The sequence below is a fragment of the Paraburkholderia aromaticivorans genome, assembly GCF_012689525.1.
Taxonomy (GTDB): domain Bacteria; phylum Pseudomonadota; class Gammaproteobacteria; order Burkholderiales; family Burkholderiaceae; genus Paraburkholderia; species Paraburkholderia aromaticivorans_A.
The window spans coordinates 2020335-2046268 of record NZ_CP051516.1 but is presented as its reverse complement, the minus strand read 5'-3'; the positions used below and the strand labels follow the sequence as shown (position 1 = coordinate 2046268).

Sequence of the window (25934 nt, the reverse complement as noted above, 5' to 3'; positions counted from 1 at the left end):
TATTTTAGCAAACTATTTGCGCGCCTAGCCGGGATTCGATGAATGCGCGCGTTTTTGTTGGCGTTTTGATCGGATTCCGACCTCTTTCCGCGCTGTTTCAGGCCCGTTTGCGCACTGTTCCAGTGCGCTCGCGGTGCCGCGCCGCCGTTACGCCGCGCCTGCCCACACCCAATTTTCTCGACGGCTCCGCATCAATCAGCGGGCGCCCAAATAAGCAAATGCACCCACCGCGCGTGCGCGCTCTGCCTCTGTCAATGCCGGCTATGCCATTCGACATATTCAGTCGGCGCGCCCATGCTGATAAGCTAATGCACGAACTCGGGGCTGCGCCCGCATCTCGCCGTTTCACCCGCCCTCGCAACGATTCCAACCACTCAGAGACACCATGCCGAATTCGCCGTCCTCGCCCGTCGTCGTCATTGCTCCCGACTCCTTCAAAGGCTCGCTCAGCGCGGAACAGGTCGCGCAAGCGATCGCAGCGGGCATCCGCCGCGCCCGTCCTGGCGCGGAAGTGCGCATCTGCCCGATGGCCGACGGCGGCGAAGGCACGCTCGACGCCATGCTCACGAGCGGCGGCGAACGCCGCACGCTCAGCGTGCGCGGCGCGGCCGGTCCGGTACGCGAAGCGCTCACGGGCCTGCTCGCCGACGGCAGCGCGATCATCGAAACGGCGGAGGTCGTCGGCATTACGGATCCGGTGGGAATGGGCGTGCCCGTCGAGGCGCGCAGCACACGCGGCATGGGCGAGGCGATTCGCGCGCTGTTGGACGCCGGCGTGCGGCGCTTTTTCGTCGCGCTGGGCGGCAGCAGCACCAACGACGGCGGCGCGGGCCTGCTGGCCGGCCTCGGTCTCAAACTGTTCGACGCCCAGGACAATGAACTCGACGCCACGCCGGAACAACTCGCGCGTCTCGCACGAGTGGACGTGTCGCAACTCGACGCGCGTCTCGCGGACACGCAGTTCGTCGGCATGTCGGACGTGGACAATCCGCTTACCGGCGAACACGGCGCAACCGCGGTATTCGGTCCGCAAAAGGGTGTGAAACCGGAGCAGGTTGCCACGATCGACGCAGCACTGGCCCGCTTCGCCGATCTGCTCGAGACGGCGCTCGGCCGCACGGCGCGCGAACTGCCTGGCGCGGGCGCGGCCGGCGGCCTCGGCTTCGCGTTGCATATGCTCGGCGCGCAGTTCGAACCGGGCGCGGAAACCGTCGCGCGACAAATCGGACTGGACGCCGCGCTCGAAGGCGCCGATTGGCTGATCACCGGCGAAGGCCGTTCGGATGTGCAAACGCTGCATGGCAAGGCGCCCTTCATCGCCTGCCGTCACGCACAGGCAGCAGGCGTGCCGGCCACGCTCCTCTCTGGCGGAGTCGACTCAGCCGCCTTGCCGCGCCTCGCCGAATATTTCAGCGGGTGCTTCTCGCCGGCGCCCGGGCCGATCACGCTCGAAGTCGCGATTCGCGACGCGGCGCGTCTGCTGGCGGACGAAGCCGAACAACTGACGCGCCTGAAATACGGCACGCGTTGACCGGCAAGACGGTTGCGGCAACAATCACAGCGCCGCGACCGCTCACACACTACGGGAAGACCATGAAGGACGCCAAAGCCGGGCTCGAACAGTTCCTGACGTACCGTCTGCATGTCCTCAACAAACTCGCCGAACGCGGCATCAGCGAACGCTATCAGAACAAGCTCGGCGTGACCTTGCCTGAAGCGCGCGTGATTGCGTCGGTGGGATCATTCGGGCCGTTCTCGATCATGGAACTGGCAAGGCATGCCAATCTCGACAAAAGCCAGGCAAGCCGCGCCGCCGAGGCGTTGATCAAGCAAGGACTCGTGAAACGCGAGGCGAGCGCCGAAGACGGCCGCGTCGTGCTGGTATCGCTGACGCCCGAAGGCCGCGCGCTGTATCGAAAGGTCATGCCGATCGCGCGCAAATGGAACGGCGATATGTTCGACTGTCTCGACGAGCAGGAGAAGCTCGCCTTCGGTCACGCGCTCGACAAGATCATCGGCACGATGACGGCGCGCGAGGAATGACCTGCACGTCGTAAGCGGCGCTGAATTTAGCTCTTGCCTTCGCCCTGCCCGTTGGCGTCGCCCGTGGTGGAATCGTCAGCCGCCGCGCCCGCTCGGCCGGATCCCGCCGACGTACCCACTGCGCCGGATCCCGCCGACGTACCCGCTGCGCCAGATCCCGCAGACGTACCCGCTATGCCAGATCCTGCAGACGCGCCGGGCACAGCACCCGGCGCAACGCCCGCCTGCGCATGAGCACCACGTGCGAGCCGCCACGCGATCGCTGCAAGCGAGCCCACGGCCAGCAGCAATGCCGCCCATAGCAAATAGCGGCGCATCGCATCCGGATCCCTCGCGGACTGCGCCTTGGCGGCCTGCTCGGGTGATAGCGCCTCACCCAGGCGCGCCGTCGCGGGGACCGCCGAGGCGCCCATCAACAGATCGTCCCGGCTCACCGCCGACGACACCGTCGTCGCACTACCCACCGCCAGGGTGAACGGCGCCGTACCACGCGCGACGAACGTCAGCATCGCCGGACGCCAGCCCGCGGCAACGGTCAGTGTCCCGCTGCCGAGTCCGCCGTTGCGCGGGTCGACCACCACGCGCCATTGTCGATCCGTGTCGGGCGTCAATTCGAGCGAAGGGTTGCTCTGCTCCACGTCGCCATTGTGCAAGCGGAATAATGTCGCGCCCGCGACCTGGCGCCACGGCGCATCCAGCCCCGTGCGCGAATAGACGACCGCGGGCGCGACGGTATTCGGTTGAGGCAGGTTCAGGCGCAACCGGTCGACGGGATACGGGCCGCCCGAGCTGAAGAAATACTCGCCGGGCTTCGGCCCTGCGTGCGCGACGATGCCCTCGCGCCACGCCCGATCCGCGCGCTGCGCCCCGTCGGCGGCAAGCGCCTGACTCTCCATGTCCATCGAGTCGACATACGGCACACCGTCGAGCCAGCGCAAACGCAGGTAGCGCGCGCGATTGCCGTCCAGTTCGATCCGGTCCTGACTCAGCGTGCTGCCGTTGTAGCTGACCTTGAGTAGCTGCGCATCGCCGGCGGGTTGCCAGTGACGCAAATCGTCGCTCGATTCGACCGTGACGCGCCCCTGGTAATTGTCATCGCGCAGGTGCACGAGCAACGCGGTCACGCGACTTGCATGCGACGCGCGTCCGAGGTCGATCAGCTCGGTGTCGTGTTGCGCGCGAGCCGGCGGCGCCGCGGTCGCGCGCAGCGAACCGTCGGCGCCAATCGTCACGCCGAGCGGCGCGCCGGAACTGCCGGCGGTCGCGGGCGGCAATGGAAACCAGCGCACCGGACGTAAAGTAGGCGGCGTGCGGGCGGCCTCGCGTGGCGCATCGAGCGAATACGGCACGGGTTCGCCCGAGCCGTTGAAGACGCGCACGTCGCCGAGATCGTGACGCTGGCTCGCCGCATAGACGGCGGCCGGCAGCGTCACGCTGTAGTACGCGGCGCCTTCTTCGAGTTGCAGCGCGAAATGCTGCGCGAAGTCGTCGTCCGCGACCGCGGGCGCGGACGCCCACATCGCCACGATCGCAAAACACCAGCCGGTCAATGTAAAGACACGCTTCATTGCTTAGTTTCCACGACCAGAGCCTTAGGCGGTAACGGCGAGAAGTAGCCGATCAGCAACAACATCAAACCGATGCCGATAAACGAAACGATCCGCTCGATCCCGGTGACGTGAGACAGATCGAACAGGAACAGCTTGACCACGGTCGCCGCCAGCAGCGCGCCGCCGATGAACCAGAACATCCGGCTCGCCCGCCGCGTCGCCCAGATCATCATGGCAAGCGCACACACAGTCCAGAATACCGATATTGACGCCTGGACGAGCATCGAGTGTGACATGGTCTCGAACTCGTACGGCACGCCGGTCCAATGATGCAGCGTACGCAGCAGCATCGCGTTCAGCCAGATGAATCCGGTCGTGCCCGCCACCACTTGCAACGGCACGCGATATTCGCCGATCGGCACACCGAGCCGGTGAATCCGCACGAGCCAGAACGCCGCCAGCGCGAACACCACCGCCTGCACCAGGTCGAGCGGATTGAGCAACGGCAGACGCGCCCATGTGCCGCCGTCCTGCGTCAGGTTCGCAAAGAACGTCCATACCCACATCACCAGCACGAGCGGCGTCGACGCGATCGCGCACAGCCGCACGATACTGTCGCGGCGCGCGAGCCACAACCCGGCAAAAGCAAACGCGCTCCAGCCGACCAGAAACACCTGCTGCAGACTGAACGACGCGAGCACCGCACCGACATCGTACGCCGCGTGAAAGTGATGATGCAGCGTGCGCAAAAGCAGCGCGTTGAACCACAGGAACAGCGTGGCGAGCACCAGATAATCGAAGGCGCGCGGATGCCATTGCACACCCAACGCGCGCAGTCTGCGCAGCCATACCGCGCAGGCGACGAACGCGAGGATCTGCGCGACGTCGAGCGGATTGAGGATCGGCAGCCACATGAGCGGCGCGGCGCTGCCGTCGCTCGTCACACTCGCGATATTCCACGCCCACAGCAGCACAGCGAGCGGCGCGGCGGCCCACACCTGATATGCCTGCATGAAGCGCGCGACCGGCCAGCGCAGACGGTGCGCGGCACCCGCCAGCAACAGCAGCAGCACACCGAAGCCATACGCCCACGCGCTCCAGCTCCATGCGCCTTCGGGCACGTAGGCTCGCAAACCCCAGTAGCCTTCGAGCGCGGCGAGCGCGCCGGCCGTCCAGAACATCAGCGTATGCAGCGGCGCGAGCAGGATATCGCTGACGTCGCGCTGCTGGCGCCACAACAGTCCATACGCCGAGAGTGCGGCGAGCGCGCCAACCAGCCAGCCGTAACCGCTCACTGGCGCCATGCCCAAGGTGAAGAGCTCGGCGGTAAGCAGCGCGAGAACCGGCACGAGCGCCAGCGCCGGCCATTCGGCAAGCGGCCAGCGCAGCGCGCGGCGCGCGCCGTGTGCGAGCCACGCCGTCAGCACGGCGAAGAGTGCGACGGCGGCCGTATCGAAGCGGGCGTGTTCATAGCCAGGATGAGCGCTCGTGTATGCATGGATTTCGTACAGGCCGCCAAAGGTCCACCACAACAAACCCCACACGCTGGCGACGAGACCGATTTGCGGCATCCACAAATGCCACTCGCCTGCTTCGCTGCGGCCGTGCAAACGCCATCCTGTGAAAATGCCCGCGACCGAGATCAGCACGGAGGCGATGTAGGCGCCGTTCAGGACCGGCCAGACGCTCGCGTCGTGGCTCTGCGTGATCGTGCCGACCGCGTAGGCGCCCGCCGCGGCGAGTTGCAGCAGCAGGCCGAAGCCGAACGCGGTCAGGCGCCGCTGACGCACGGCGAGCCAGGTGATCGCGGCGCCCTCGATGGCCCAGGTCGCGCTCGTCGTCGGTCCGGTGAACGCGAGCGGCACGGCGAGCGTGGCGAAGATCACCGCCAGCGCGAGCATGGCCTCGAACATCATGCCGAGGCGCTCGCGGCGTCGCGAGAGCCAGCCCGCGATCGCAAGGTAGAACGCGGCCAGCGCCACCGCGCTCCACGCCAGACCGAACTCGGTGTTCTTCATCAACGCGGCTTGCAGGCCGATCGCCACTAGCGGCGTGCCGAACACCAGCGTGCCGTCGACGTAATGCTTGAGGGCGATTTCGCGCCGTACCGCGTAGAGCAGCGCGATGCCGACGTACATCAGGAAAAACAGAATCAGGAACGGCTCGGTGCTGGCAAGCAACTCGGGGCGGTAGGCCATCACGCCCCACGCGGCGCCGATCGAAAACGTGAACACGAAGCCGAGCAGATTCAGCGGGCGCCACGCCTTGAACCAGGCGATCGCGAAGATGCCCGCGTTGAGCAGCGCGTAGTAGCTGAACAGCATGACGTGACTGCCGCCGCCCGTCGACAGCAATATCGGCGCGAGAAAACCGCCCGCGCTGCCCATGAAGGCCAGCGACGAAGCAATCTGCCGGACCGCCAGGAATGCGCTGAGCGCGCAGATCGCAACCATCAGCGGCAAGGCTGCGCCCGCCGGTAGCAAATGGTAGAGCCTCGTGGCCGCGAACACGGTCAGATACAGCGCGCCGACGCCGCCGCCTTGCAGGACCAACCCATACGCGCCGCGTCGCTCGCCGATGCGCCAGCCGAGCACGAGCAAGGCGGTCGCGGCGAACGCTACACCGGCGAGGCGGAATTCGATCGGCAGCAGGCTGTTGTCGGCGGCGTATTTAAGCAGGAAGGCAATGCCGAAAAACAGCACGATGATGCCCACCCGCACGACCGCGTTGCCACCTAAAAGCCAGTCGCGGCCCGCTTTGAGGAGGCGCTCGGCAAGATCGGGGCCGCTTGGAGGCGCGAGTGGTGAAGGTGGAACGGGAGGCTGCGGCGCTGACACTGTCGGCTGGGCGGAAACGGGCTGTGCGGCTGAGGCGCCGAGAGTGGCGCTTGGTGCGCTTGGTGCGTTTGGTGCGCTCGGTGCGCTTGGTGCGCTCGGTGCGCTTGGTGGGCTTGACGCACTTGATGCACTTAGTGCACTTGGAGCGCCCGTTGCACCGGCTACGCTCGCCGCACTCGGAGCGGCCAGCACCATCGCTTCGGCGCTTGTCGATGAGCGCGCAGCGGCGAGTTGCGTCGCCGGCACCTCAAGCTGCGGACGTACCGTCCGCTCATTGGCCGGCGGGATCGCATAGGGACTCGACGCGGCGTCCGATGGCAACCGCCTGAACGCCGCAGTATCAGCGGCCTGCGCATGAGCATCCGTAGCATCCTCGACGCCTCCCGCTCGCAACTGACGAATCTCGCCGCGCAACGCGACGATCTCCCGTTCGAGCCGCTCGACCCGCGCCGCCAGTTCGCCCGGAGGATTCCAGCCATCAGTCGTGGCCGCTTTGGCCGCGGATCCCGTCGCGGCATCCGAAGACTTCTTTTGCAGCAGACGCGAAAACGCAAAGCCGGCCGCGGCGCCCAGCACTGCACCGAGGCTGATTGAGAAATCGTTCGACAAGGCGGCCAGCATGCCGACCACCGCGCCAAGCACGGTCAATATCACGCTCATCGCATCCCTCTTTTTTATTGTGTTCTATAGCGAGATTTGTTTGGTCACGCACGGATTAATCCGCGAGTATTACGTCAACGATACGGCGAAAATCGGCGCGGAGAATACCATGTAAGTCGCGCTTTCGAGCCAACTATGAAGTGAATGGCGCATGTGCAACGATGTTTAATGATTTTTCCGACGACATTCCGCCATTAGTCTCCACCGGATCGATTTCCGCGGCCGCGCAGTCCGCACTAGCGAATACTTCGATTAGATCAGCCGGCGAATTAGCAAACTGTGGCAATGACCACTACCGGAGCGCATCTCATAGGGGCATCGGTCGGATCGCGTGGGGTCGTCAATACAGTCCCGTACCGGCGGACGCTCACGACAAGCCGCCAACCATGTCAAAATTCGCCACCGGCCATTGGGCCATCCCTCTCCCACATTTCATCCAAGGAAGTTGCAGTGGACATCAACAAACAGGTCGCGGCCCTCACCGCTTCGGAACTCCAGACGGCCGGCGCGAGCCAGGCCACGGCGATTGCGGTCAGCGTGCTGCTGCGTCATCTGCGCTCGCCTGAGCTGGCGAAGCTGTTGTCGTCGGCGTTCGAAAACCATCAGGCGGTCATGCTGCAAACGCCGTGGCCCGAGCCGATGCTGCAGGCGTTCGAGTCGACCCGCCGGTTCCTCGAAGGCGCCACGCAAGCAGACCTGCCGGGCACGCAAGCGCCTGCGCAAACGCCGGACGCCTGAGCGCGGCCGGGACACTTCAGGAAGACGCCGCGAGCAGCGTGCCAAGCCAGGCGCGCAGCGCCGATATCTCCTCCGCGCATACTGAATGCGGCATCGGATACGCGCTCCAATCGACCTTGCAACCTCGTGTGATCGCAAAGTCGCGCGCGGCCTCCCCTAACTGGATCGGTAACACGTCGTCGTCTATGCCATGCGCGGCAAAGATAGGCGTGCCACGGTTCGCGGCGCTCAAGCGGCGGTCAATAAAGCCCGGCGACGGCACATAACCCGACAACACGATCAAGCCGGCAAGTGTCTCAGGGTGCGTCAGCCCTGCTGAATAGGTCATCGCCGCGCCTTGCGAAAACCCCGCGAGAAAGATGTTCGAAGTGGGAATGCCGCGCCGGTTCTGCGCTTCGATCAATTGCCGCACGGTTGCACAAGACGATTCGATACCCGCTTCGTCAACTTGCTCATGGATGCTCTGAAACGACCGGATGTCGTACCACGCGCGCATCACGTAGCCGTTGTTTGCGGTAACGGCAATCTCCGGCGCATTGGGAAACACGAAGCGCACGGCAGGCGCATCGCCGAGACGCAGTTCGGGCACGAGCGACACGAAGTCGTTGGCGTCGGCGCCGAGACCGTGCATCAGGATCACGGCGAATCCGGGATTCGGCGCACTTTCAATTTCAATTGTTGGCGGTTGCTCGGTCATATTGCGACTACTCGGTTTTAAGAAGCGTTCAGAGGATCGGGAGTACACGCAGGATACCGCCAAGCGAGACAAGCCACATCAGTCATATCGATTGTCATCGTGTCCAGCCGTCAAGTCGCAGGCGGGGACGGCTCGCCTCCTTCGCCTGTTTCCCCAAGAGCCCCCGATACTCCGATTGTCGATCGCAGGACGTTCGATTCAAAGCCTATCTCCTCCCGCCTCGGCCCGCGACCGCGACCGCCCGCGTCCTGCCGCACTGCGCGCCGGCGCCACGACCTCGGCGAGCAGTTCCTCGTGCAGCGCTCGCAAGGACCTCGACGAACGCCGACGCCAGCCGCTCTCGCGGCCGGTGCGGCGGAAACAGCAGGTAGGTCTGACGCCGGTGTGCCGATCCGCGCGCTGGTCGATACGACGCGTCAGGAAGATCGCTGGCGCGCGAAGCGTCACATGTTGGCGGCGCTGCGCGCGTGGCCGTTTCTGAGCAAAAGGCTTGCAACTGATCCGCACGCTGCGCGAAGCGAACGTGCCGATCTTCGAGGCCGCGGACGATCTGCGCGCGGAAGCGCGCATCGGCACGGATCACGTCGAGCGTGCCGCCGCGCTTCACTTCACGACGCAAGGCACGGCGCATCGTCTCGAAGCCGATGTGATCCTGCTGCATCAGGGCGTCGTGCCGAACACGCAATTCACGCAGGCGCTGCGCGCCGCGCACCGCTGGGACGACGCGCAACTGTGCTTCACCCCGACAGTCGATGCGTGGGGCGAACTGAACGTGCCCGGCCTCTTCGTCGCGGGCGATGGCGCGGGCATCGGCGGCGCGCAGGCGGCCGCCTTGCAGGGCACGCTCGCGGGTCTCGCGGCTGCCGCGCAACTCGGCGCGCTCACGTCTGAGGCGCGCGATGCCGAAGCCGTCGCGCATCGCAGCGCGCTCGCGGGCGTCATGCGCGTCCGGCCATTTCTCGACAGCCTGTATCGTCCGCGCGACATCAACCGCATTCCGCGCGACGAAACCATCGTGTGCCGTTGCGAGGAAGTCACCGCGGGCGAGTTGCGCAAGTTCGTCGAGCTCGGCTGTGTCGGGCCCAATCAGGCGAAGTCGTTCGGACGCTGCGGCATGGGTCCGTGTCAGGGACGCATGGGCGGTCTCACGGTGACCGAACTGATCGCCGACGCGCGCCATGTCTCGCCCGCCGAAGTCGGCTATTACCGCATCCGTCCGCCGATCAAGCCGCTCACGCTCGGAGAACTCGCCGGTGAGTGACGCGAACGACATCCAGGGAGCCGATGTCCTCGTGATCGGCGGCGGGCTGCACGGCACGAGCAGCGCGTTCCACCTGGCACGGCGACCAACGTATGAGCCGCGTCGTCAAAGCCGGCGGCCTCGTGTTCGTCGGCGGCCAGACTTCCGCCGATCCCACCCCTGACGTAAAGCTCCAGACCGCGAAGGTGCTGGAAAAAATCGACGGCTATCTGGAGAAGGCCGGCATCGACAAGACGCGCCTCGTTTCCGCACAAGTCTGGCTCGCGGACATTGCCCGCGATTTCGCAGGCATGAACGAAGTGTGGGATGCGTGGGTGCCGCAAGGTCACGCACCGGCGCGCGCGACGGTGCAAGCGAAGCTCGCCGCGCCCGAGTTGCTCGTCGAGATCGCGTTCGTGGCACTGGGTTAAGCGGCGCCGTTAGCGCGTCCGCGCCGCGCTGATCTCGGCGTGTCGATGCCTGGCCGCCCAATCCATGAGCTTTGCAAGCGGCCCGTCACCAGGGAACGGCCCGTCCGAGATAGTCAAGGTAATGCAAGCCGGCGCGCCCTTCATAAGCCTCGATCGTATTGACCAGGTTCGGAATGCTTTCTTCGATGGTCAAGCGCGCCGTGGGACCGCCCATGTCTGTCTGGACCCATCCAGGCGCCATGAGCAGGAGGCTCCGCGGATAGCTGGCGCTGCGAGCCGTGAAGGTACGCATGAACATATTCAGTGCGGCCTTGCTCCCTCTGTAGACTTCATAGTTCGCGTTAGTGGCATTGGTGATACTGCCCTGCCCCGAAGACATGACACCGATCGTTCCAGTCGGCGGGACAAGGTCTTGAAACGCCTCGATGACCCTCATCGGACTCAGCGAGTTCGTTACCATGACCCGGACGAATTCCTCGGTCGAGACGTCCGCTAGCGTTTCACGATCGTCGTTCTTGACGCCTGCGTTCACGAAAAGCACATCTATCCGACGACCTTCAAGACGGGTGCGCAGCGCGGCGATCTGCTCGGGAATGGTGATATCGACAGTGTCTACTTCGAGCGCGCCAGCGAAGGCTTCTGCTACGTGCCGAAGCTTTTCTGTCGAAGCAGCTCGCCCGGTGGCGATGACTCGGTAGCCGCGCTTCAAAAACTCCTCGACCATCGCCAGGCCAAGGCCGCGCGAGGCGCCGATAAGGAGAACGGTTTTCTGCGAAGGGGTGTCTTGCATGGCATCCTCGATAAACAAAGCCGCTCTCGAACCTGAAAGTAACGAGAGCGATCCTTTCGGGTCAATCACGCAGACCAATGTAGCGGTTCATCAGGGATGGCGGAAGCCGCACTGAATGCAACTAATATATGCATCGGACGCCATACCTCACCTTGCTTACTGCGATCAAGCGATGCCTGAACCGGACCTCAATCTACTTTTCGCGCTCGATGCGTTGCTGCCCGAGTGAAGCGTCACACGTGCCGCTCGGTCGTTGTATCTCAGTGCCTCAGCAATGAGCCGCACGAAAGATCACGAAGACTTCGCGTCTCCGGCATTGCGCGCGGGACACAGGCGCCATGCGGCCTTTGGTGCAGCGACGGTCCCGCCGGCGTGACGCCACCAGCGTTCGCCGCGATGCGGCGCGCTCAGATCCAGCCGCTCGCCCATGCGGGGCGTCGACAGCGCGACGCCGCGCGCGAGGGCCAGTGCCATCACCCTTTCGAATGGCTCCTGCCAGCGGTGCATCGCGAGGTCGAAGGTGCCGTTGTGAATCGGCACGAGCCAACGGCCACGCAGATCGATGTGCGTCTGCACGGTTTCTTCGGGCTGCATATGAACGTACGGCCACTGCGCGTCGTAGGCGCCCGTCTCGACCAGCGTGACGTCGAACGGCCCAAGGCGCTCGCCGATCGTCCTGAAGCCATCGAAGTAGCCGGTGTCGCCGCTGAAGAACACGCGCAGATCATCGTCGAAGATCACCCACGACGCCCATAACGTACTGTTACCGTCGAACAGGCTACGGCCGGAAAAATGCTGCGCGGGCGTAGCCGTGAATTGCACCCCGTCCACCTTGGTGCCCTGCCACCAGTCGAACTGCCGAACCTTCGACGCGTCGATGCCCCATTCGATCAGCCGGTCGCCGACGCCGAGCGGCGTCAGAAACACGCCGGTTGTCTCCGCGAGCGCGAGCACGGTCTCGCGGTCCAGGTGGTCGTAATGGTCGTGCGACAGGATCACGCCGCGCAACGGTGGCAAATCGGCGAGCGCGATCGGCGGCGCATGGAAGCGCTTCGGGCCAAGATGCCGGAACGGAGAGGCTCGTTCGGCGAACACGGGATCGGTCAGCCAGAACTGGCCGCGCAGCTTCAGCAGCATCGTCGAATGGCCGAGCCGGTAGAGACTGCGGTCGGGCGCCGCATCGAGCTGCGCACGCGTCAGCGCATCGACGGGCAACGCTTCCGTCGGCACGGTGCCGCTCGGCTTGTTGAGCAACACGTTCCACACAATGCCGAGCGTCTTGCGCAGGCCTTCAGTGGGACGCGGCTTGACGTTGCGAAAGCGTTCCCCGTTATGCTGCGGCGAGGTGCTGGACAACGCGCGACCGCGACGCGCGGCGGTAAAGCCGAGCACGCGGCTCACAAGAGCGGGAAGCGACGTCATGAGGTAGGCCGTCCAAAGAGAAATGTACACTCGGCAGTGTAGTTTATTTTCGAGAAAAGTAAACTGCCCGGTGTAAAATCCGTTGATGGATCCAAGTGCCACCCATCAACGCCTGACTGACCGCAAGCGTGTCGCCATCGTCGGCGCCGCGATCGAGGAATTCCTCGCGGCCGGCTACGACGCGACCAGCATGGACCGTATCGCCGCCCGCGCGAACGTCTCGAAACGTACGGTCTATAACCATTTCCCAAGCAAGGAAGTCCTTTTCGCGGCGATTCTCCATCAGTTGTGGGACGCGAGCCAAACGGGCGATGCGCCCACCTACCGCGCCGAAGAACCGTTGCGCGCGCAGCTGCTCGACCTGTTGGGCCGCAAGCTGCGGCTGCTGAACGACGAGTCCTTCCTGTCGCTGGCACGTGTGGCGATCGCGGCCGGCATCCATTCACCGGAGCGAGCGCGGGACATGGTCGCCCGACTCGGCGAACGCGAGGAGGACCTGACCGTGTGGATCCGGGCGGCCGTCGCCGACGGCCGTCTGAAGACCGACAATCCGCTCTTCGCGGCGCTGCAGCTGCAGGCGCTGGTGAAGTCCTTCGCCTTCTGGCCGCAGGTGACGATGGGCCAGGCGCCGCTCGGCGAACTGGAGCAAAAGCAGGTCGCGGAATCGGCCGCTGACATGTTCCTCGCACGCTATGCATGAGCGGACCGCCGGGCCGCATTCATGTGCATGAGGGTCGGCCAAGCGCCCTGTTCGAGCGACTACAATCGATATTTTCGACTCGTTCAAACTGTGCCGATGTCCCAAAAGATCGACTACCTCAACCCCGCCCTTCCTGCCGGCCTCCGGCGCGTGTCGATGCCCGTGGTCGACGCGACCCCAACAACGCTTGACGGATTTGGCCGGCTCGTGGCCGACCCGAGCGAGTGCACGATCGAGATCGTGCAGTGGCCGGCGGTGGGCTCGCGGCCCATCGACCCCGGAACCGGCGATGAGGCCGGCACCACCGAAGGCACGTTCGTGAGCGAATGGCGCGGGGACATTCTCTACGGTCGAAACGAGGCGGTGGGCGGTCACTACGTTCTTGCGTACGCAACGGAGCCTGAAGCTGCCCGCGACGACCACGCCCATGCACCGGAACGGATGTTGCTGTGGCACGCGAACTACCACCCGGATGGCGGACAACTGTTCTTTCCTCTCGACCATCGGCCGTTCTACGTTCCCCTGGCATTGCCCGGCGACGACATTGCGCCGGAGAAGTTCGTGTGCTTTCGCTTCGATGGAAAGCAAGGGCTCTACATCCATCCGAACATCTGGCATGAAGGGGTGTTCACTCATGAAGGCACGCAGCGGTTCTTCGATAAGCAGGGCGCCGTCCACGCACGGGTCTCTGTCGACTTTGCCCGCGAGTTTGGCTGCCTTCTCGAGGCGCCGATCGCCCGTGACGCCCGACTGTCTGGCCGAGGCGGCGACCTGCAGCGGTAGGGAGCACGCCGCGGCGACGGGCAGTAGAATCGCAAGAAGCCACGCGCGTTGACGTCGCCAGGACGCATGGCGCGGCAGCCAACCGTATCAAGGATTTCTGCAGGAAAGCCCGGCGCGCACCGACGGGTCTCGGACGCGCCCTTTCTGCCAGGGAGATCTCATGAAGGTGCTCGCCGTACATCCCAGCGGCCTGATGTACACCCGCGTGTTCCTGCGACTCGAACCGCTCGGCCTGGAGACGGTCGCGGCCGTCCTCCGCGCGGCTGCGCACGAGGTCCGGTTGCTCGACTCGCAAGTCGAATCGCATCGCGATCTGGAGCGGCTGATCCGCAAATGGCGTCCTGATGCCGTCTGTTTCTCCGGCAACTACCTCGCCAATATTCCCGAAATCATCGATCTGTCGAAAGCGATCAAGGCGCAATGGCCCGACTGCTTTGTGTTCGTCGGCGGACACAGCGCGTCGTTCACCGCAGCCGATATGCTCAGGCACTATGTGCACGGGCCGGCGGGACGCAAGGGCCGCAAGGGCCGCAAGCTCGACGATGCAACGGGGAGCTTCGTCGACGAAACCCGCATGGGTACGGGCTGATGTTTTAGTCTAGCCTCGCCCTGGTACATCGAACCGAGATAAACGCCATTCGGGTATCCTCAATACTGATACGAGAGTGACCACAACGAAGAGGCGACAGTGCTTGAACTTTCGGTTCGTGACAAAGCAATGCTGAGTGGTGAATTGGGTGATGGTGCAGCACTCGCAATGCGAATAGTTGCCGCCACAGCGCATGTGATGGACGCCCAGGAACTCGTCGACATTTCCTCCGCGCACATCGACGGCTGCCTATATCACGGATCCGTCAGTCTCGATTTCGTCGAACGGTTTGTCGCGTCCGGAACGCGGGTCTCCGTTCCGACCACACTCAATGTCGGGTCGCTCGATCTGATTCATCCGGAGCTGTATCGCGGCAAAGCGGACATCGCGAGTGCCGCGAAACGCCTGATGGAAGCGCATCTGGAACTCGGGTGCGAAGCGACCTTCACCTGCGCGCCGTACCAGCTCAAGCACCGTCCACGACTGGGCGATCAGATCGCATGGGCTGAGTCGAACGCGATCGTTTTCGCCAACTCCGTGTTGGGCGCCCGTACCAGTCGCTACGGCGATTTTCTCGATCTTGCGGCGGCGATTACCGGCCGCGTGCCCAACGCCGGACTGCATGTCACCGAAAACCGGGCCGCCCGCATCGTGCTCGAAGCGCCCAGCTTTGGCGATTCTCCGCGGCGCGACGCCTGCTTCGCGGCGCTCGGTTTTCTGCTCGGCCTCAATGCTGGCGCAACCGTGGCCGCAATCACCGGACTCTCTCTCGACACGACGGAGGACGAGCTCAAGTCTCTGGGCGCGGCAGCCGCTTCCAGTGGCTCCGTAGCGCTCTTTCACGCGGTCGGCATCACGCCGGAGGCGCCGACACTCGACCACGCGCTGCAGGGCGGCGAGCCGGAGCGGACGATCGTGGTCACCGAGGCGGATCTCGTCGGCATCCATCGAAAGTGGAACACTGCTAGTGCTGGCGATCCACTCGCCGCGATCAGTCTGGGAACCCCGCATTTTTCTGTCGATGAGTTCCTCAAACTGGGCAAATTGTTCGAAGAACACGATGGCTCGCCGCGCTGCGACTTCTATGTCAACACGAGCCGTTTCGTTCTGTGGCAGATCGAAGCGGAAGGGCTCGCCCAGCAACTCGCTTCCCGGGGCGTTCAGATCGTGGTGGACACCTGCACCTACATCACGCCCGTGATGAAACAGATCAGTGGACTGGTGATGACCAACTCAGGGAAATGGGCCCATTACGCACCTGCGAACATCGGTGTCACCGTTGCGTTTGGGAGCATGTCCGAGTGTGTTCGCTCGGCCTTCGAAGGGAGAGTTTGCATCGATGAACTGGCCGGCTAGAGCGACGACCATGATTTCGCCCACTACCGTGCTCGCCGGGCAAGTACTCGTTCCGGGCCGGGCAAGCGGCCTTGCAATCGCGTTGCCTCCCTTGAGTTTTTGGGGCGGCTACGACGCCGAAAGCGGGATGATCATCGACAAGACCCATTCCGGTTACGGACAAAGCCTGAAAGGCCGGATACTCGTGATGGCGCGAGCGCGCGGGTCGAGTTCCAGCAGCAGCGTGCTGGCCGAAGCGTTGCGCAATGGGACGGGCCCGAGCGGCATCATCCTGGCGGAACGCGACCTGATTCTCGCCATTGGTGTGATTGCCGCCAATGAACTCTACGCCCTCAACGTGCCAGTGGTGAGCGTCGACGAAAACGTGTTCGCGCAGATCACGTCTTTCACCGCGACGCTGGAGATCGATGCGTGCGATGCTGACCGGCCCGCGCGCATTTATGCCGCAGACGGTGAACGCGAAGCAAGCCGCAACGCGTAGCGATTTTCCGCTGCGTTCCGGTCATACGGAATCTGTTTGGAAACCCGGATAGCGACCGGCCGGCGCAATCAGCGTGTCACCACCGCCTCGACAACGGACATGATCTGGTGCGCAGCCGTCTTGACGTGTTGCTCCAGCAGTTTGGCTCCGAGCTTCGCGTCGCGTTTCCTGCATGCCTCGACCAACGCCATGTGTTCGTCATGCGACTGTTCTCGGATCGGCACCTGGACGGCCTGAAAACGGAAATACCGATCGCAGCGGTCATGCAGCACCCGCAACAACTGCAGCGTGATATCCCGCTGCGCAGGCAGATAGAGCGTTTCGTGCAAACGCCAGTTCAGTTGCCCCCACACTCCCGAGTCCGCCTTGTCCATTTCCTTGACGAGCCGCTCCGCCTTGCCCATCTCGGCCTCGGTGATGCGCGGAATAGCTTCCGAAAATATCCACGGTTCAAGACGCAACCGAATGTCGAAGGTCTCCTTCACCTCGTCGATCGACAACTCGGCGACATACGCACCCTTGTGCGGCACATTGATCAGCAGCCCCTCGGCCGTCAGGCGGGTGATAGCCTCGCGGATAGGAACACGGCTGACGCCGAGTTCCTCGGCGAGCGCCTCCTGCCGCAATACTTCACCCGGTGCCAGGTCGCCGCTCAGGATTCGCTGCCGAACCGCCGTGGTGACGAGTTCGACCGTAGTTGGCCGGACGATTTTTCGCGTGCTTTCGTCCGCGATCGCTTCGCTCGTCGCGGGGGCCTCTTTGGTACGACGTTTGGCGGCTACCGGTGGCATGGTCAGGTTCAATGGAGGATTCAGGATACAGTGAACATGCTATCACGCCTCCGGCTTTCGGATACAAAATCCAATGAGCGGCGCTGCGTCACTGCAACGTCTGCCGTACCCACGCGCCGTTCTTCATCACGCCGGCGATGCGCTCACCTTGCCCGGTCAGGGCACTGATGTCCGTTAGCGGATCACCATCGACTATCAGCAGATCAGCGAAGGCGCCCGCGGACACGACGCCCAGACGGCCCTCCTGCCCGACGATCTCGGCACCCACGGCGGTGGCCTGACAGATCGTCTCGAAAGCACCGAGAAGGGCCGAACGGATCGTCAGTTCATCGCTTTGATACTGATGCATGTCGCCCAGCAGATCGGTGCCGAGACCCATTTTCACTCCGTTGCGTTTGAGAAGCTCAAGTGCCCTCAGGCCCTGGATACGAACGTTCTCGTTTTTCGCCAGCGCGCTTTCCGCTACACCGGCTTTGGCACCGACCTTGTTCATCGCGTCATAGGTGACGAGCGTCGGCACCGCAAACGCGCCAAACTCCGCCATGACGGCCGCCGCCTCGTCGTCGATCAGGTTGCCGTGCTCGATCGTACGCACGCCGAGCTTCACGGCGCGAGCGATCGCTTTGCCGGTGTAGGCATGTGCCATGACATAGGTCTGATGCGACGTGGCTTCCTCGACGACAGCCTTGATCTCGTCGACGGAAAACTGCAGATTGCCGATCGGATCCGTCGGCGACGCAACGCCACCCGACGCCATGATCTTGATGTGGTGCGCGCCAGCGCGCATCTCTTCTCGCACGGCCTTGCGCACGTCGTCCACGCCGTCGACGATCCGTCCGATCGCCCCGAGGTTACGATGGCAGCCACAAGGGTCGGGATCGGAGTTGTCGAAGCGCTCGCGAAAGTCGCCGTGGCCTCCCGTTTGTGAGAGTGCCTTGCCGGCCACGAATAACCGCGGCCCGGCGATCACGCCTTCCTCGATGGCGCGCGAGAGCGCGTAGTCGGCGCCGCCCGCGTCCCGCACGGTCGTGAAGCCCCGGTTGAGCATGCCGCTCAGGATCGGCACGGCCCGCAAGACGGCAAAGGTATTCGGCAAACGCCCATTGTTCCCAAGGTGCGCCACCGAGGCAATGACGTGCGCATGGCAATCGATCATGCCGGGCATGACTGTCTTGCCCCCGACATCGATCACCTGCGCGCCATCTGTCGACACCGGCTCGCGGGTCACTTCCTTGATGACCTCCCCGTCCACGACAATCGAATAGCGGGCCGTGTCGTTTTCGTGATTCACGTCCAGGACACGTGCGTTTTTCAGGATCAACATTTCGATTCCTCAACGGATTGTTGAGCGGCCCGCGGGCCGCGGTAGATCACTTCAGCAAAAAGCCTTTGGCGAGCGGATCACGGTCGTCGACAAAGATCGTGTTGTGTCCGGTCACCCGCGCCCACCCTTCGATGCTCGGAATAATCGCGTCGAATTCACCGACCCGGGTCGCTTCTTCCGGAACACCATTGAAAAGCGTGCCGATAATGCTTTCGTGAACAAAACGCTCACCGATCTTGAGTTTGCCCTTGCCGACCAGCTGTGCCATCCGGGCGGAAGTCCCCGTGCCGCAGGGTGACCTGTCGATGGCCTTGTCACCGTAGAACACCGCATTGCGTGCGTTTGCACCTTCGACCGTCGGTTCACCTGTCCACATCACGTGGCTTAGACCACGGATCTCTGCCTTTTCGGGGTGAACAAACTGATACTTCTCGTTCGCTTTCTGACGCAGGATCGGACTCAGACGCTGGATATCCGAAGGCTTGAGCGTGTGGAGGCCACCGAAGTTTTTCTGCGGTTCGACGATCGCATAGAAATTTCCGCCGTAGGCGACATCGAAGCGGATTTCGCCGAGCCCCTCGACGTCGACCGTCAGGTCCGTGGAGTGAAGGAATGACGGAACATTGATGAGCTGCACGGAATCGACGTTGTCTCCGTCCATCTTGTAGCGCGCAACCACGAGACCGGCTGGCGTGTCCAGATGCAGCACACCGGGTTCACGCGGACGCACCAGACCGTGTTCGATGGCTGTTGTCACCGTCCCGATGGTGCCGTGACCGCACATGGGCAGACAGCCGCTCACCTCGATAAACAGAATGGCAACGTCACAATCGGGACGGGTCGGCGGATAAAGGATACTGCCCGACATCACTTCATGGCCCCGAGGTTCGAACATGAGCGATGTCCGGATCCAGTCGAACTCGCGCTCGAAATGCGCGCGCCGCTCGATCATGTTCGCGCCTTCCAGCCGCGGTGCACCTACTGCGACGACGCGGACCGGATTGCCACAAGTATGTCCGTCGATGCAAAAGAACGTCGATTTCATAGCCCTGCTCCATCCAGAATGACCTGCAAAAAGTAGCCCGGTCCAGGCCCATCCGCATTACTTCGACAGGCCGCGCACGTCGGCGAGCGTCTTCTCCACGATCGCAACGACCTTCTCGCGTTCTTCGCCTTCGAGTTTCAGTCGCGGAGCCTTGACGGTTTCCGGGTAGCCCGCCGTGATGTTCTCCGCCAGCTTGATGTACTGAACGAGCTTCACGTGCGTATCCAGGTGGAACAGGTCGATCAGTACACGGTACAGCTTGCGGGCCGATTCATAGTCGCCGGCAACCGCCAGATTCAGCAGTTCAACCGATTCCTTCGGCACGGCGTTAGCCATGCCCGAGACCCAGCACTTCACGCCCAACGCCGCCGACTCGAGCACCAGATCGTCGACACCGCACACGACCGCAAGCCGATCGCCGAACCGGCCAATCAGATCCGTGACGCGCGTCGTGTCATACGACTCTTCCTTGATGGCTTCGATCGTCGGCTCTTCCAGCAATTTCGCCACGAGGTCCGGCGTGAGGTCCACGCCGTAGCCGCGCGGGTTGTTATAGAGCAGGATCGACAGCTTCGACGCTTGCGCGATCGTCTTATAGAAGGCGACAGTTTCGCGCGCGTCGGACTTGTACGTCAGTCCCGGGAAAACCATCAGACCCTGAACGCCGAGCGCCTCCGCTTCCTTCGCGTACTGGACCGCGCTTGCCGTATTGGTTTCGGCGAGACCGGCAATTACCGGCACGCGGCCGTTCACGGTCTCGACAGCAAGCCTGATCACTGTGCGCTTCTCTTCCGGCGTGAGCTGGGCGTTCTCACCGACCATGCCCATCATGACGACGCCACCGACGCCGTTCTCGATGAGGCGATTCAGACCTGCCTTGATCGCGTCGCGATCAAGGGAACCGTCGTCCTTCAGCTTCGTGGTGACAGCGGGGAACACACCTTTCCAGTTGACTTGCATGGCTACACCTTTCCAAAAAAATGATAATCAGAGGCGGGATGTCCCGCGGGTCGATCGAGGTCACGGGGCCCCGTTAATTCCGGAAGCGGCTGATCGAGTACGGCTCGAGACCGATTCCGGGTGTTCGATTGGCAAGCAGGTCCGCAACCAGCGCACCTGTCGTTGCCGATTGCGTCAGCCCAAGATGACCGTGGCCGAACGCATAAATGACGGACGGTGTGCGTGGCGACCGCCCAATGACGGGCAACGAATCCGGTGTGGCAGGCCGGTGTCCCATCCACTTCACTGCGCCCTTGTCGTTGATGCCGGGCAGGAAGCGCTTGCCGAGCGCGAGCAGCGCGTCACTGCGCTTGTAGTTTGGCGGCGCCTTGAGGCCGGCGAACTCCGCCGCACCGCCAATGCGCACGCCGATATCAAGCGGGGTGGCGACAAACTTGCGCTCGGCAAAAATCACTTCGCGCGACAGGCTGATGCCATGCGCGGGAAGCGTCGTGTTGTAACCGCGCTCGCTGTCCAGCAGGACGCGGTCGCCGATCGATCCGGCCAGCGCGGCGGACCACGCACCCGTCGCCACGACGAGGCGGCGCCCCTTCACCCGTTCACCGGTCTCGGTGACCGCTGCTGGCGCGAGCGCGTCGGCGAGATCAAGCGCCTTCACGGTGCCGACGACAAAAGTAGCGCCGAGTTGCTTCACGCGCTCACGCAGCTGAGTCACGAGACGCTTCGGGTCACCGATGTGCGACCAGTCGTCGAGAAATACACCGTGGCGGAAAACCGGCGCGAGAGACGGCTCGCAGTCGCGAACTTCGTCGGCCGACATGGCGTGCCAGCGCACGCCCAGATCCCGCTTGAATTCCCACTCATGCTGATCCGCGGCGAAGGCTTCGTCGGTCTCGTAGACCGTCAATGCGCCGCGGCGATAGAAGCTGTCCATCGCTCCGATGTCCTCGAACATCGGGACGATGTCGTCGTAGACACGGTTGTTCAGCCTGGCGAGAGCCAGCGAGATTTCGCGGAAACGGTCCTTGTTGCCTGAGCGCTGAAACTCCATGAACCAGGGCAACGCGGCCGGCACATGTTTCCAGTCGAGCGCCAGCGGCCCCAGCGGATCGAACAGCCACTTCAGCGCCTTCATGTACAAGCCGTTCACTGAAATGGGCGTGCTCTCCGTCACGGCGATACCGCCCGCGTTTCCGTGCGACGTACGGTCGCCTTCGAAGTCGCGGTCGATGATGGTGACGGTCGCGCCGTCGCGCAGCGCGGACCACGCGCAGGCAAGACCGACGATTCCGCTACCGATAACCACGACCTCGGGGGTCGTCCGTGAGGTTTGAGCTTGCTGGGTCATTTCCGTGAGTGGAGGTATTGCATGGGCGGACAGCAGACCTGCCGTTCGCCGTTGCGTCAGTTACTTGGATCCGAGTACCGTAAGCGGCTTCCACTGTCCGCTTTCACACTTGTAGACGGTGATGATGGCGTCACGCAGATCGCCGAACTTGTCGTAGGCGAAGTGCTCACTCGTGACACCCTTCATGTCGGTCTTCGCGAGCACCGGCAGGTAGACGGCCGGGTCCGACGAATTGGCTTTCTGCATGGCCTGCATCATGGCCATCGCGCCGTCGTACGTGTACGGCGCATAGGTTGTCGGTTCAGCGCCGAACTTGCTCTTGTAGCGTTGCGTGAAGCCCGCGCCGCCTGGCATCCTGTCGAGCGGCAGTCCCGCGAGCGAGACAATCGCGCCATCCGCTGCCGATCCGGCGATCTTGATAAAGTCTTCCGTCTTCGACATTTCACCCGAAGCAAACGTTGCCTTCATTGCCAGCGAGCGCGCCTGCTTCACCAGCGGTGCGGACTGCGCATCGGCTCCTGCGTAGTAGATGAAATCGGGATTCTTCGACTTGATGCCGGTCAGAATCGCCTTGAAGTCGACGGCCTTGTCGGACGTGAACTGATGATCGATGATGTTGCCGCCAGCCGCCTTCACCGCCGTCTCGAACTGCTCCGCAAGACCCTGGCCGTATGCCGTGCGGTCATCGATGATTGCAATGCGCTTCGCGTGCAGCGTCTCGACGACGTACTTGCCCATCACGCTGCCCTGCTGCGTATCCGACGTCATCATCCGGAACGTAGTCTTGAAACCCTGACGCGTATAGGCGGGCGCGGTTGCCGTCGAAATCTGCGGAATGCCCGCGTGTGAGTAGATCGCCGAAGCGGGGATCGTCACCCCGGAATTGAAGTGGCCGAGCATGCCCTTGATGCCGTCATCGACCAGCTTCTGGGCGACGACCGTGCCCGTCTTCGGGTCGGCCTGGTCGTCGAGCGCCTCCAGTATGAACTTCGTTTCCTTGCCGTCGACCTTGGGCTTCGTGGCATTGAAGTCGTCGATGGCGAGTTGCACGCCCGATTCAAAATCCTTGCCGTACTGCGCCTGCGCGCCTGTCATCGGAGCAGCCAGGCCCAACTTGACCGTTTGTGTTTCGGCGGCCTGGGCGGCGCCGAGGGACAGCGCGAGGAATCCCGAAGCAGCGGCTGCCAATGCGGTCGTGCGAACTTTCATACCAGTCTCCTTACTACCCGGAAAAGCCGCGTTGAGAGCGTCGAGAACATTATATTGGATCCAATATACAAATGTTCTGCGTATGATGCGCCCCTTCAGCGGGTCTGTCAAATGCGTCCGAAAAATTGGCGGAGCGCGGTGACTGCCGCCCCGCCCCTGGTCCTACACCTGTTCCATGAAGTCAGGATCCTCGAGCCCGCGCAGCCTTTGAACCTGATCTTCGAGCGGCGAAACCGCCAGTTGTGCGAACACCAGCGCCAGTCCGATATCAGCATGGTCATACAGCCCGGCGTCTCCAAGCAGATTCATGGTGCCCAACGTGACGCCGTTCTTGCGCACGGGGATGTTCAGCACGCTTTCACACCCGATCGACCACAACACCTCGTACTCCGAAAACACGGCCTTGATATCTTCGCGCGTTGAGCCGACAAAGATCTCACCGCGGCGAAGAACATGGTCCGACCAAGGGCTTTGTGTGACCCGCTTGAGGCCGCCTACCGGATTGATATCGAGGCGGTTGCTATGCAGACGCCCCAAGCGGCTCGACGCCTCGTCATACGCCAGCACCGTGAAGAGTCGCTGGCCGAATACCTCCGTAAGGGAGCGCTCGAACTCGGACCACACGATGTCGGCGTTGCCATCTTTCTGTTGAATCTCGGCTAGACGCTCGATCGCCTGAAACATATGTGCGCGATTTGTGTTCGTCACGAAAACTCCTTATTTCGCGGTTCGAAGCGCGGCGCCTTGCGCGCCGGGACGCATTGAGCCGTACTCTTCCTCGGAAATTTGTTCAAGCGTCTTCCCGGTCGTCGAGACGCCCAGGAAAATCACGGCGAGCGCGCCGATCAGCAGAATGACCGTGGTCATGCCAAACACGCCGGCAAAACCCCACAACGGGTAAATGTAGCCCACCAGCATGGGTGAACAGATCGCGCCGATACGGCCGAACGCCGAAGCCGTGCCCATCCCCGTCGCACGCAGATGCGTCGGGAACACTTCAGGGGTATAGGCATACTCGCCCGCGTTGACGCCGTTCATCGCGAAGGACATAAAGATCGAAGCAAGGACGATCAAGGTGTCGCTGCCCGCATTGGCCAGCCAGATACCTGCGACGCAAGCCAGTCCCATGTACGTGACGATCGTTGTCTTGCGTCCCAATTTTTCGCAAAAATACGCCGACGAGTAGTAACCCGGAATCTGCGCGAGGTAGATCAGGATCGAGACGGAGAAGCTCTTCGTAATGGTCATGCCATGCTGAACGAGCAGGCCGGGAATCCAGACGAAGAATGCGTACGAGCAGAACGTCACCGACAGCCACAGACACCAGGTCATCAACGTCGTCTTTGCAAGAGGCGGCTTCCACAGCAGCTTCAGGTTTCCAAAGAAGGAACCCGAGTGTTCATAGCTCGCGGCAGCGCCTGTCACAGGCACGACGGGAGGCAGCGTTACGCCTGTGCGTTCGATCTGCCGCTCGATATCGGACACCACGGCTTCGGCTTCAGCATGGCGGCCCCGAATCTCCAGCCACCGCGGCGACTCGTGCAGCGAACGCCGCCACCAGAGCAGCACGACGACAGGCACGGAAACGATCACCAGCGCGATACGCCAGCCTTCCGGGTTCAACGGGATCACGAAGTAGCCGATCAGCGCCGCAGCCACGAAACCGAACGAGAAGAAGCCGGCCAGCGCGCCGGTGAAGGCACCCCGATAGCGGTTACTGACGAACTCCACCAGGAACGGCGCGATGATCGCGCCCTCGGCGCCCATGCCGATGCCGGCTATGGCTCGCAGCAGAGCGAACGTGTGCCAGTCGTTCACAAACGCATTGGCAAACGTCAGCACGCAGAAGAAGGTCAGCGCCCACATCATGACGACGCGGCGGCCGAAACGGTCGCCCAGCAGGCCGGCGAATAACGCGCCGACGAGAAAGCCAACATAGGTGCTGCTGCCGAGAAGCCCGGTTTCGAAACTCGTCAGGTGCCATTTGGTACGAACAACGGGCAGGATAAACGCGATGATGGCGGCATCGACGGCTTCGAACATGAAGCCCAAACCGCCCATGATGAGCAGCTTGAAGTGGAAACGGCTGAACGGAAGGCGTTCGAGCCGGGCTGCAATCGGTGACATGTAGTTGCTCCCGCAAGGAGGGATCGACCAGTCCGGAAGCCCGGACCGAAGTGCGATAACAATATCCTGTATCCAAAATCCAGCGTCAAGGGCGGGTAAACCTCTGCGCGCGCTTCCGTCGCCCGCGACGCGGCAGACGGGATCAGAACCGGGAAACCCTTAAAACGTATGGCGGATGCCCGCGCGGACGGCGACCTGACTAGTCGTGGACGACGGCGTCAGAAAGGACAATGCGGCGACGGCAGACTTGCCCGTCGAATCGATGCCTGTCGCCCGCTCCCAGGAGGTCGTCGCATAGAGCAACGTGCGCCGCGACAGGCTGTACTGGGTGCCCACGTTGAGCTGCAAATATTTCGCCGACTCAGCCTTCGTATAGTCGTATGAGACGCCCAGCAGAAGTGCCGGCGTGACGTTGCAGGTTGCCAGCGCCTCATAGTTATTGAAGGTCGCCGTGCCCGAAAACGGCGTCGACGACGTCCGCACCACGTCTTCAAAACGGGTATTCGTGTAGGTGAACCCCAGCAGCGCCGCACCGATACGGTAGTTGATGCCGGCGCCCGCCACCTGCAGAGTCCGGGCCGACGTGTACCCGCTGTACGTCGGATTGGTGATCGGGTCCACGAACGTGCCGCCGGCCACGGGGTTAACCGTCGCATCGTAGATGGACGTCGCGGGGTTGTCGATTCGCGAAAATACAGCGCTGGCGCTGAGCGCGTTGTTCGCGTAGCTGAGGCTGATCGCCTCTTTTTTGCCGTTGGAGAAGTCCCCTGCCACGCCGCCCAGGCTGAAAAAGCCCCGACAGTTTCAAACCAT

23 protein-coding genes and 2 pseudogenes are annotated in these 25934 nt (G+C 63.1%); 10 read left to right on the top strand and 15 right to left on the bottom strand.

Annotated features, from left to right (window positions below):
* The first annotated feature begins 385 nt into the window (after positions 1-385).
* Together HF916_RS37315 and HF916_RS37310 are read left to right on the top strand one after the other, a co-directional pair.
* The gene (locus HF916_RS37315; protein WP_168793772.1) at positions 386-1531 is read left to right on the top strand and encodes a glycerate kinase; all 1146 of its coding nucleotides are present in this window, start codon (positions 386-388) and stop codon (positions 1529-1531) included.
* A gap of 62 nt (positions 1532-1593) precedes the next feature.
* On the top strand, positions 1594-2043 hold the full coding sequence (locus tag HF916_RS37310; protein WP_168793771.1) for a MarR family winged helix-turn-helix transcriptional regulator: 450 nt from the start codon (positions 1594-1596) through the stop codon (positions 2041-2043).
* Between the two features lie 26 nt (positions 2044-2069).
* On the opposite strand, the gene HF916_RS37305 is transcribed toward HF916_RS37310, so the two are convergent.
* Positions 2070-3611, bottom strand: a complete 1542-nt coding sequence (locus HF916_RS37305; protein ID WP_168793770.1) for a DUF3999 domain-containing protein — start codon at positions 3609-3611, stop codon at positions 2070-2072.
* The gene (locus tag HF916_RS37300; RefSeq protein ID WP_168793769.1) at positions 3608-7090 is read right to left on the bottom strand and encodes a DUF2339 domain-containing protein; all 3483 of its coding nucleotides are present in this window, start codon (positions 7088-7090) and stop codon (positions 3608-3610) included. The genes HF916_RS37305 and HF916_RS37300 overlap by 4 nt, the downstream gene beginning before the upstream one ends.
* Before the next feature lie 450 nt (positions 7091-7540).
* Between HF916_RS37300 and HF916_RS37295 the strand changes: the two genes are divergently transcribed.
* Positions 7541-7828: a hypothetical protein gene (locus tag HF916_RS37295; protein ID WP_012432910.1), complete on the top strand. Its 288-nt coding sequence runs from the start codon at positions 7541-7543 to the stop codon at positions 7826-7828.
* A 16-nt stretch (positions 7829-7844) separates the two neighbouring features.
* On the opposite strand, the gene HF916_RS37290 is transcribed toward HF916_RS37295, so the two are convergent.
* Together HF916_RS37290 and HF916_RS51180 are read right to left on the bottom strand one after the other, a co-directional pair.
* Entirely contained in the window at positions 7845-8525 is a 681-nt protein-coding gene (locus HF916_RS37290) for an alpha/beta hydrolase (protein ID WP_168793768.1), read from the bottom strand.
* A 198-nt stretch (positions 8526-8723) separates the two neighbouring features.
* Positions 8724-8946, bottom strand: a pseudogene (locus HF916_RS51180) (LysR family transcriptional regulator); the annotation flags it as partial.
* Here HF916_RS51180 and HF916_RS37285 point away from each other — a divergent pair.
* Together HF916_RS37285 and HF916_RS37275 are read left to right on the top strand one after the other, a co-directional pair.
* A pseudogene (locus tag HF916_RS37285) lies at positions 8904-9786 on the top strand ((2Fe-2S)-binding protein); the annotation flags it as partial. The pseudogenes HF916_RS51180 and HF916_RS37285 sit on opposite strands and share 43 nt — an antisense overlap.
* Positions 9787-9878: 92 nt before the next feature.
* Entirely contained in the window at positions 9879-10196 is a 318-nt protein-coding gene (locus HF916_RS37275; protein ID WP_168793767.1) for a RidA family protein, read from the top strand.
* Between the two features lie 85 nt (positions 10197-10281).
* On the opposite strand, the gene HF916_RS37270 is transcribed toward HF916_RS37275, so the two are convergent.
* Together HF916_RS37270 and HF916_RS37265 are read right to left on the bottom strand one after the other, a co-directional pair.
* On the bottom strand, positions 10282-10986 hold the full coding sequence (locus tag HF916_RS37270) for an SDR family NAD(P)-dependent oxidoreductase (protein WP_168793766.1): 705 nt from the start codon (positions 10984-10986) through the stop codon (positions 10282-10284).
* A 291-nt stretch (positions 10987-11277) separates the two neighbouring features.
* Entirely contained in the window at positions 11278-12408 is a 1131-nt protein-coding gene (locus HF916_RS37265; RefSeq protein ID WP_168793765.1) for an MBL fold metallo-hydrolase, read from the bottom strand.
* 85 nt (positions 12409-12493) lie between these two features.
* Here HF916_RS37265 and HF916_RS37260 point away from each other — a divergent pair, with 85 nt between their 5' ends.
* From HF916_RS37260 to HF916_RS37240, 5 genes are all read left to right on the top strand, one after another.
* A complete protein-coding gene (locus HF916_RS37260; protein ID WP_168793764.1) occupies positions 12494-13108 on the top strand; it encodes a TetR/AcrR family transcriptional regulator in 615 nt (204 codons plus the stop codon).
* A 96-nt stretch (positions 13109-13204) separates the two neighbouring features.
* Positions 13205-13891, top strand: coding sequence for an ureidoglycolate lyase (locus tag HF916_RS37255; RefSeq protein ID WP_168793763.1), 687 nt, complete (start codon positions 13205-13207; stop codon positions 13889-13891).
* Positions 13892-14051: 160 nt separating this feature from the next.
* Positions 14052-14480 carry a cobalamin B12-binding domain-containing protein gene (locus HF916_RS37250; RefSeq protein WP_240975829.1) on the top strand — a complete coding sequence of 143 codons (429 nt, stop codon included), beginning with the start codon at positions 14052-14054 and terminating at the stop codon, positions 14478-14480.
* 99 nt (positions 14481-14579) lie between these two features.
* Complete coding sequence (locus HF916_RS37245; protein WP_168793762.1) at positions 14580-15836, top strand: aconitase X; 1257 nt, start codon at positions 14580-14582, stop codon at positions 15834-15836.
* Positions 15837-15846: 10 nt separating this feature from the next.
* Positions 15847-16317, top strand: a complete 471-nt coding sequence (locus tag HF916_RS37240) for an aconitase X swivel domain-containing protein (RefSeq protein ID WP_168793761.1) — start codon at positions 15847-15849, stop codon at positions 16315-16317.
* A 68-nt stretch (positions 16318-16385) separates the two neighbouring features.
* On the opposite strand, the gene HF916_RS37235 is transcribed toward HF916_RS37240, so the two are convergent.
* The 9 genes from HF916_RS37235 to HF916_RS37195 all read right to left on the bottom strand — a co-directional run bounded on the left by HF916_RS37235 (position 16386) and on the right by HF916_RS37195 (position 25895).
* Entirely contained in the window at positions 16386-17108 is a 723-nt protein-coding gene (locus HF916_RS37235; RefSeq protein WP_168795772.1) for a GntR family transcriptional regulator, read from the bottom strand.
* A gap of 88 nt (positions 17109-17196) precedes the next feature.
* On the bottom strand, positions 17197-18432 hold the full coding sequence (locus HF916_RS37230; protein WP_168793760.1) for a metal-dependent hydrolase family protein: 1236 nt from the start codon (positions 18430-18432) through the stop codon (positions 17197-17199).
* Positions 18433-18478: 46 nt separating this feature from the next.
* On the bottom strand, positions 18479-19477 hold the full coding sequence (locus HF916_RS37225; RefSeq protein WP_168793759.1) for a 4-hydroxyproline epimerase: 999 nt from the start codon (positions 19475-19477) through the stop codon (positions 18479-18481).
* Positions 19478-19534: 57 nt separating this feature from the next.
* The gene (locus HF916_RS37220) at positions 19535-20437 is read right to left on the bottom strand and encodes a dihydrodipicolinate synthase family protein (RefSeq protein WP_168793758.1); all 903 of its coding nucleotides are present in this window, start codon (positions 20435-20437) and stop codon (positions 19535-19537) included.
* 73 nt (positions 20438-20510) lie between these two features.
* On the bottom strand, positions 20511-21785 hold the full coding sequence (locus tag HF916_RS37215) for an NAD(P)/FAD-dependent oxidoreductase (RefSeq protein WP_168793757.1): 1275 nt from the start codon (positions 21783-21785) through the stop codon (positions 20511-20513).
* A gap of 60 nt (positions 21786-21845) precedes the next feature.
* Positions 21846-22994, bottom strand: a complete 1149-nt coding sequence (locus HF916_RS37210) for a branched-chain amino acid ABC transporter substrate-binding protein (RefSeq protein ID WP_168793756.1) — start codon at positions 22992-22994, stop codon at positions 21846-21848.
* A gap of 162 nt (positions 22995-23156) precedes the next feature.
* A complete protein-coding gene (locus HF916_RS37205; protein ID WP_240975828.1) occupies positions 23157-23678 on the bottom strand; it encodes a GAF domain-containing protein in 522 nt (173 codons plus the stop codon).
* Between the two features lie 33 nt (positions 23679-23711).
* A complete protein-coding gene (locus tag HF916_RS37200) occupies positions 23712-25121 on the bottom strand; it encodes an MFS transporter (RefSeq protein WP_168793755.1) in 1410 nt (469 codons plus the stop codon).
* A 159-nt stretch (positions 25122-25280) separates the two neighbouring features.
* The gene (locus HF916_RS37195) at positions 25281-25895 is read right to left on the bottom strand and encodes a porin (RefSeq protein WP_240975827.1); all 615 of its coding nucleotides are present in this window, start codon (positions 25893-25895) and stop codon (positions 25281-25283) included.
* Positions 25896-25934: the final 39 nt, after the last annotated feature.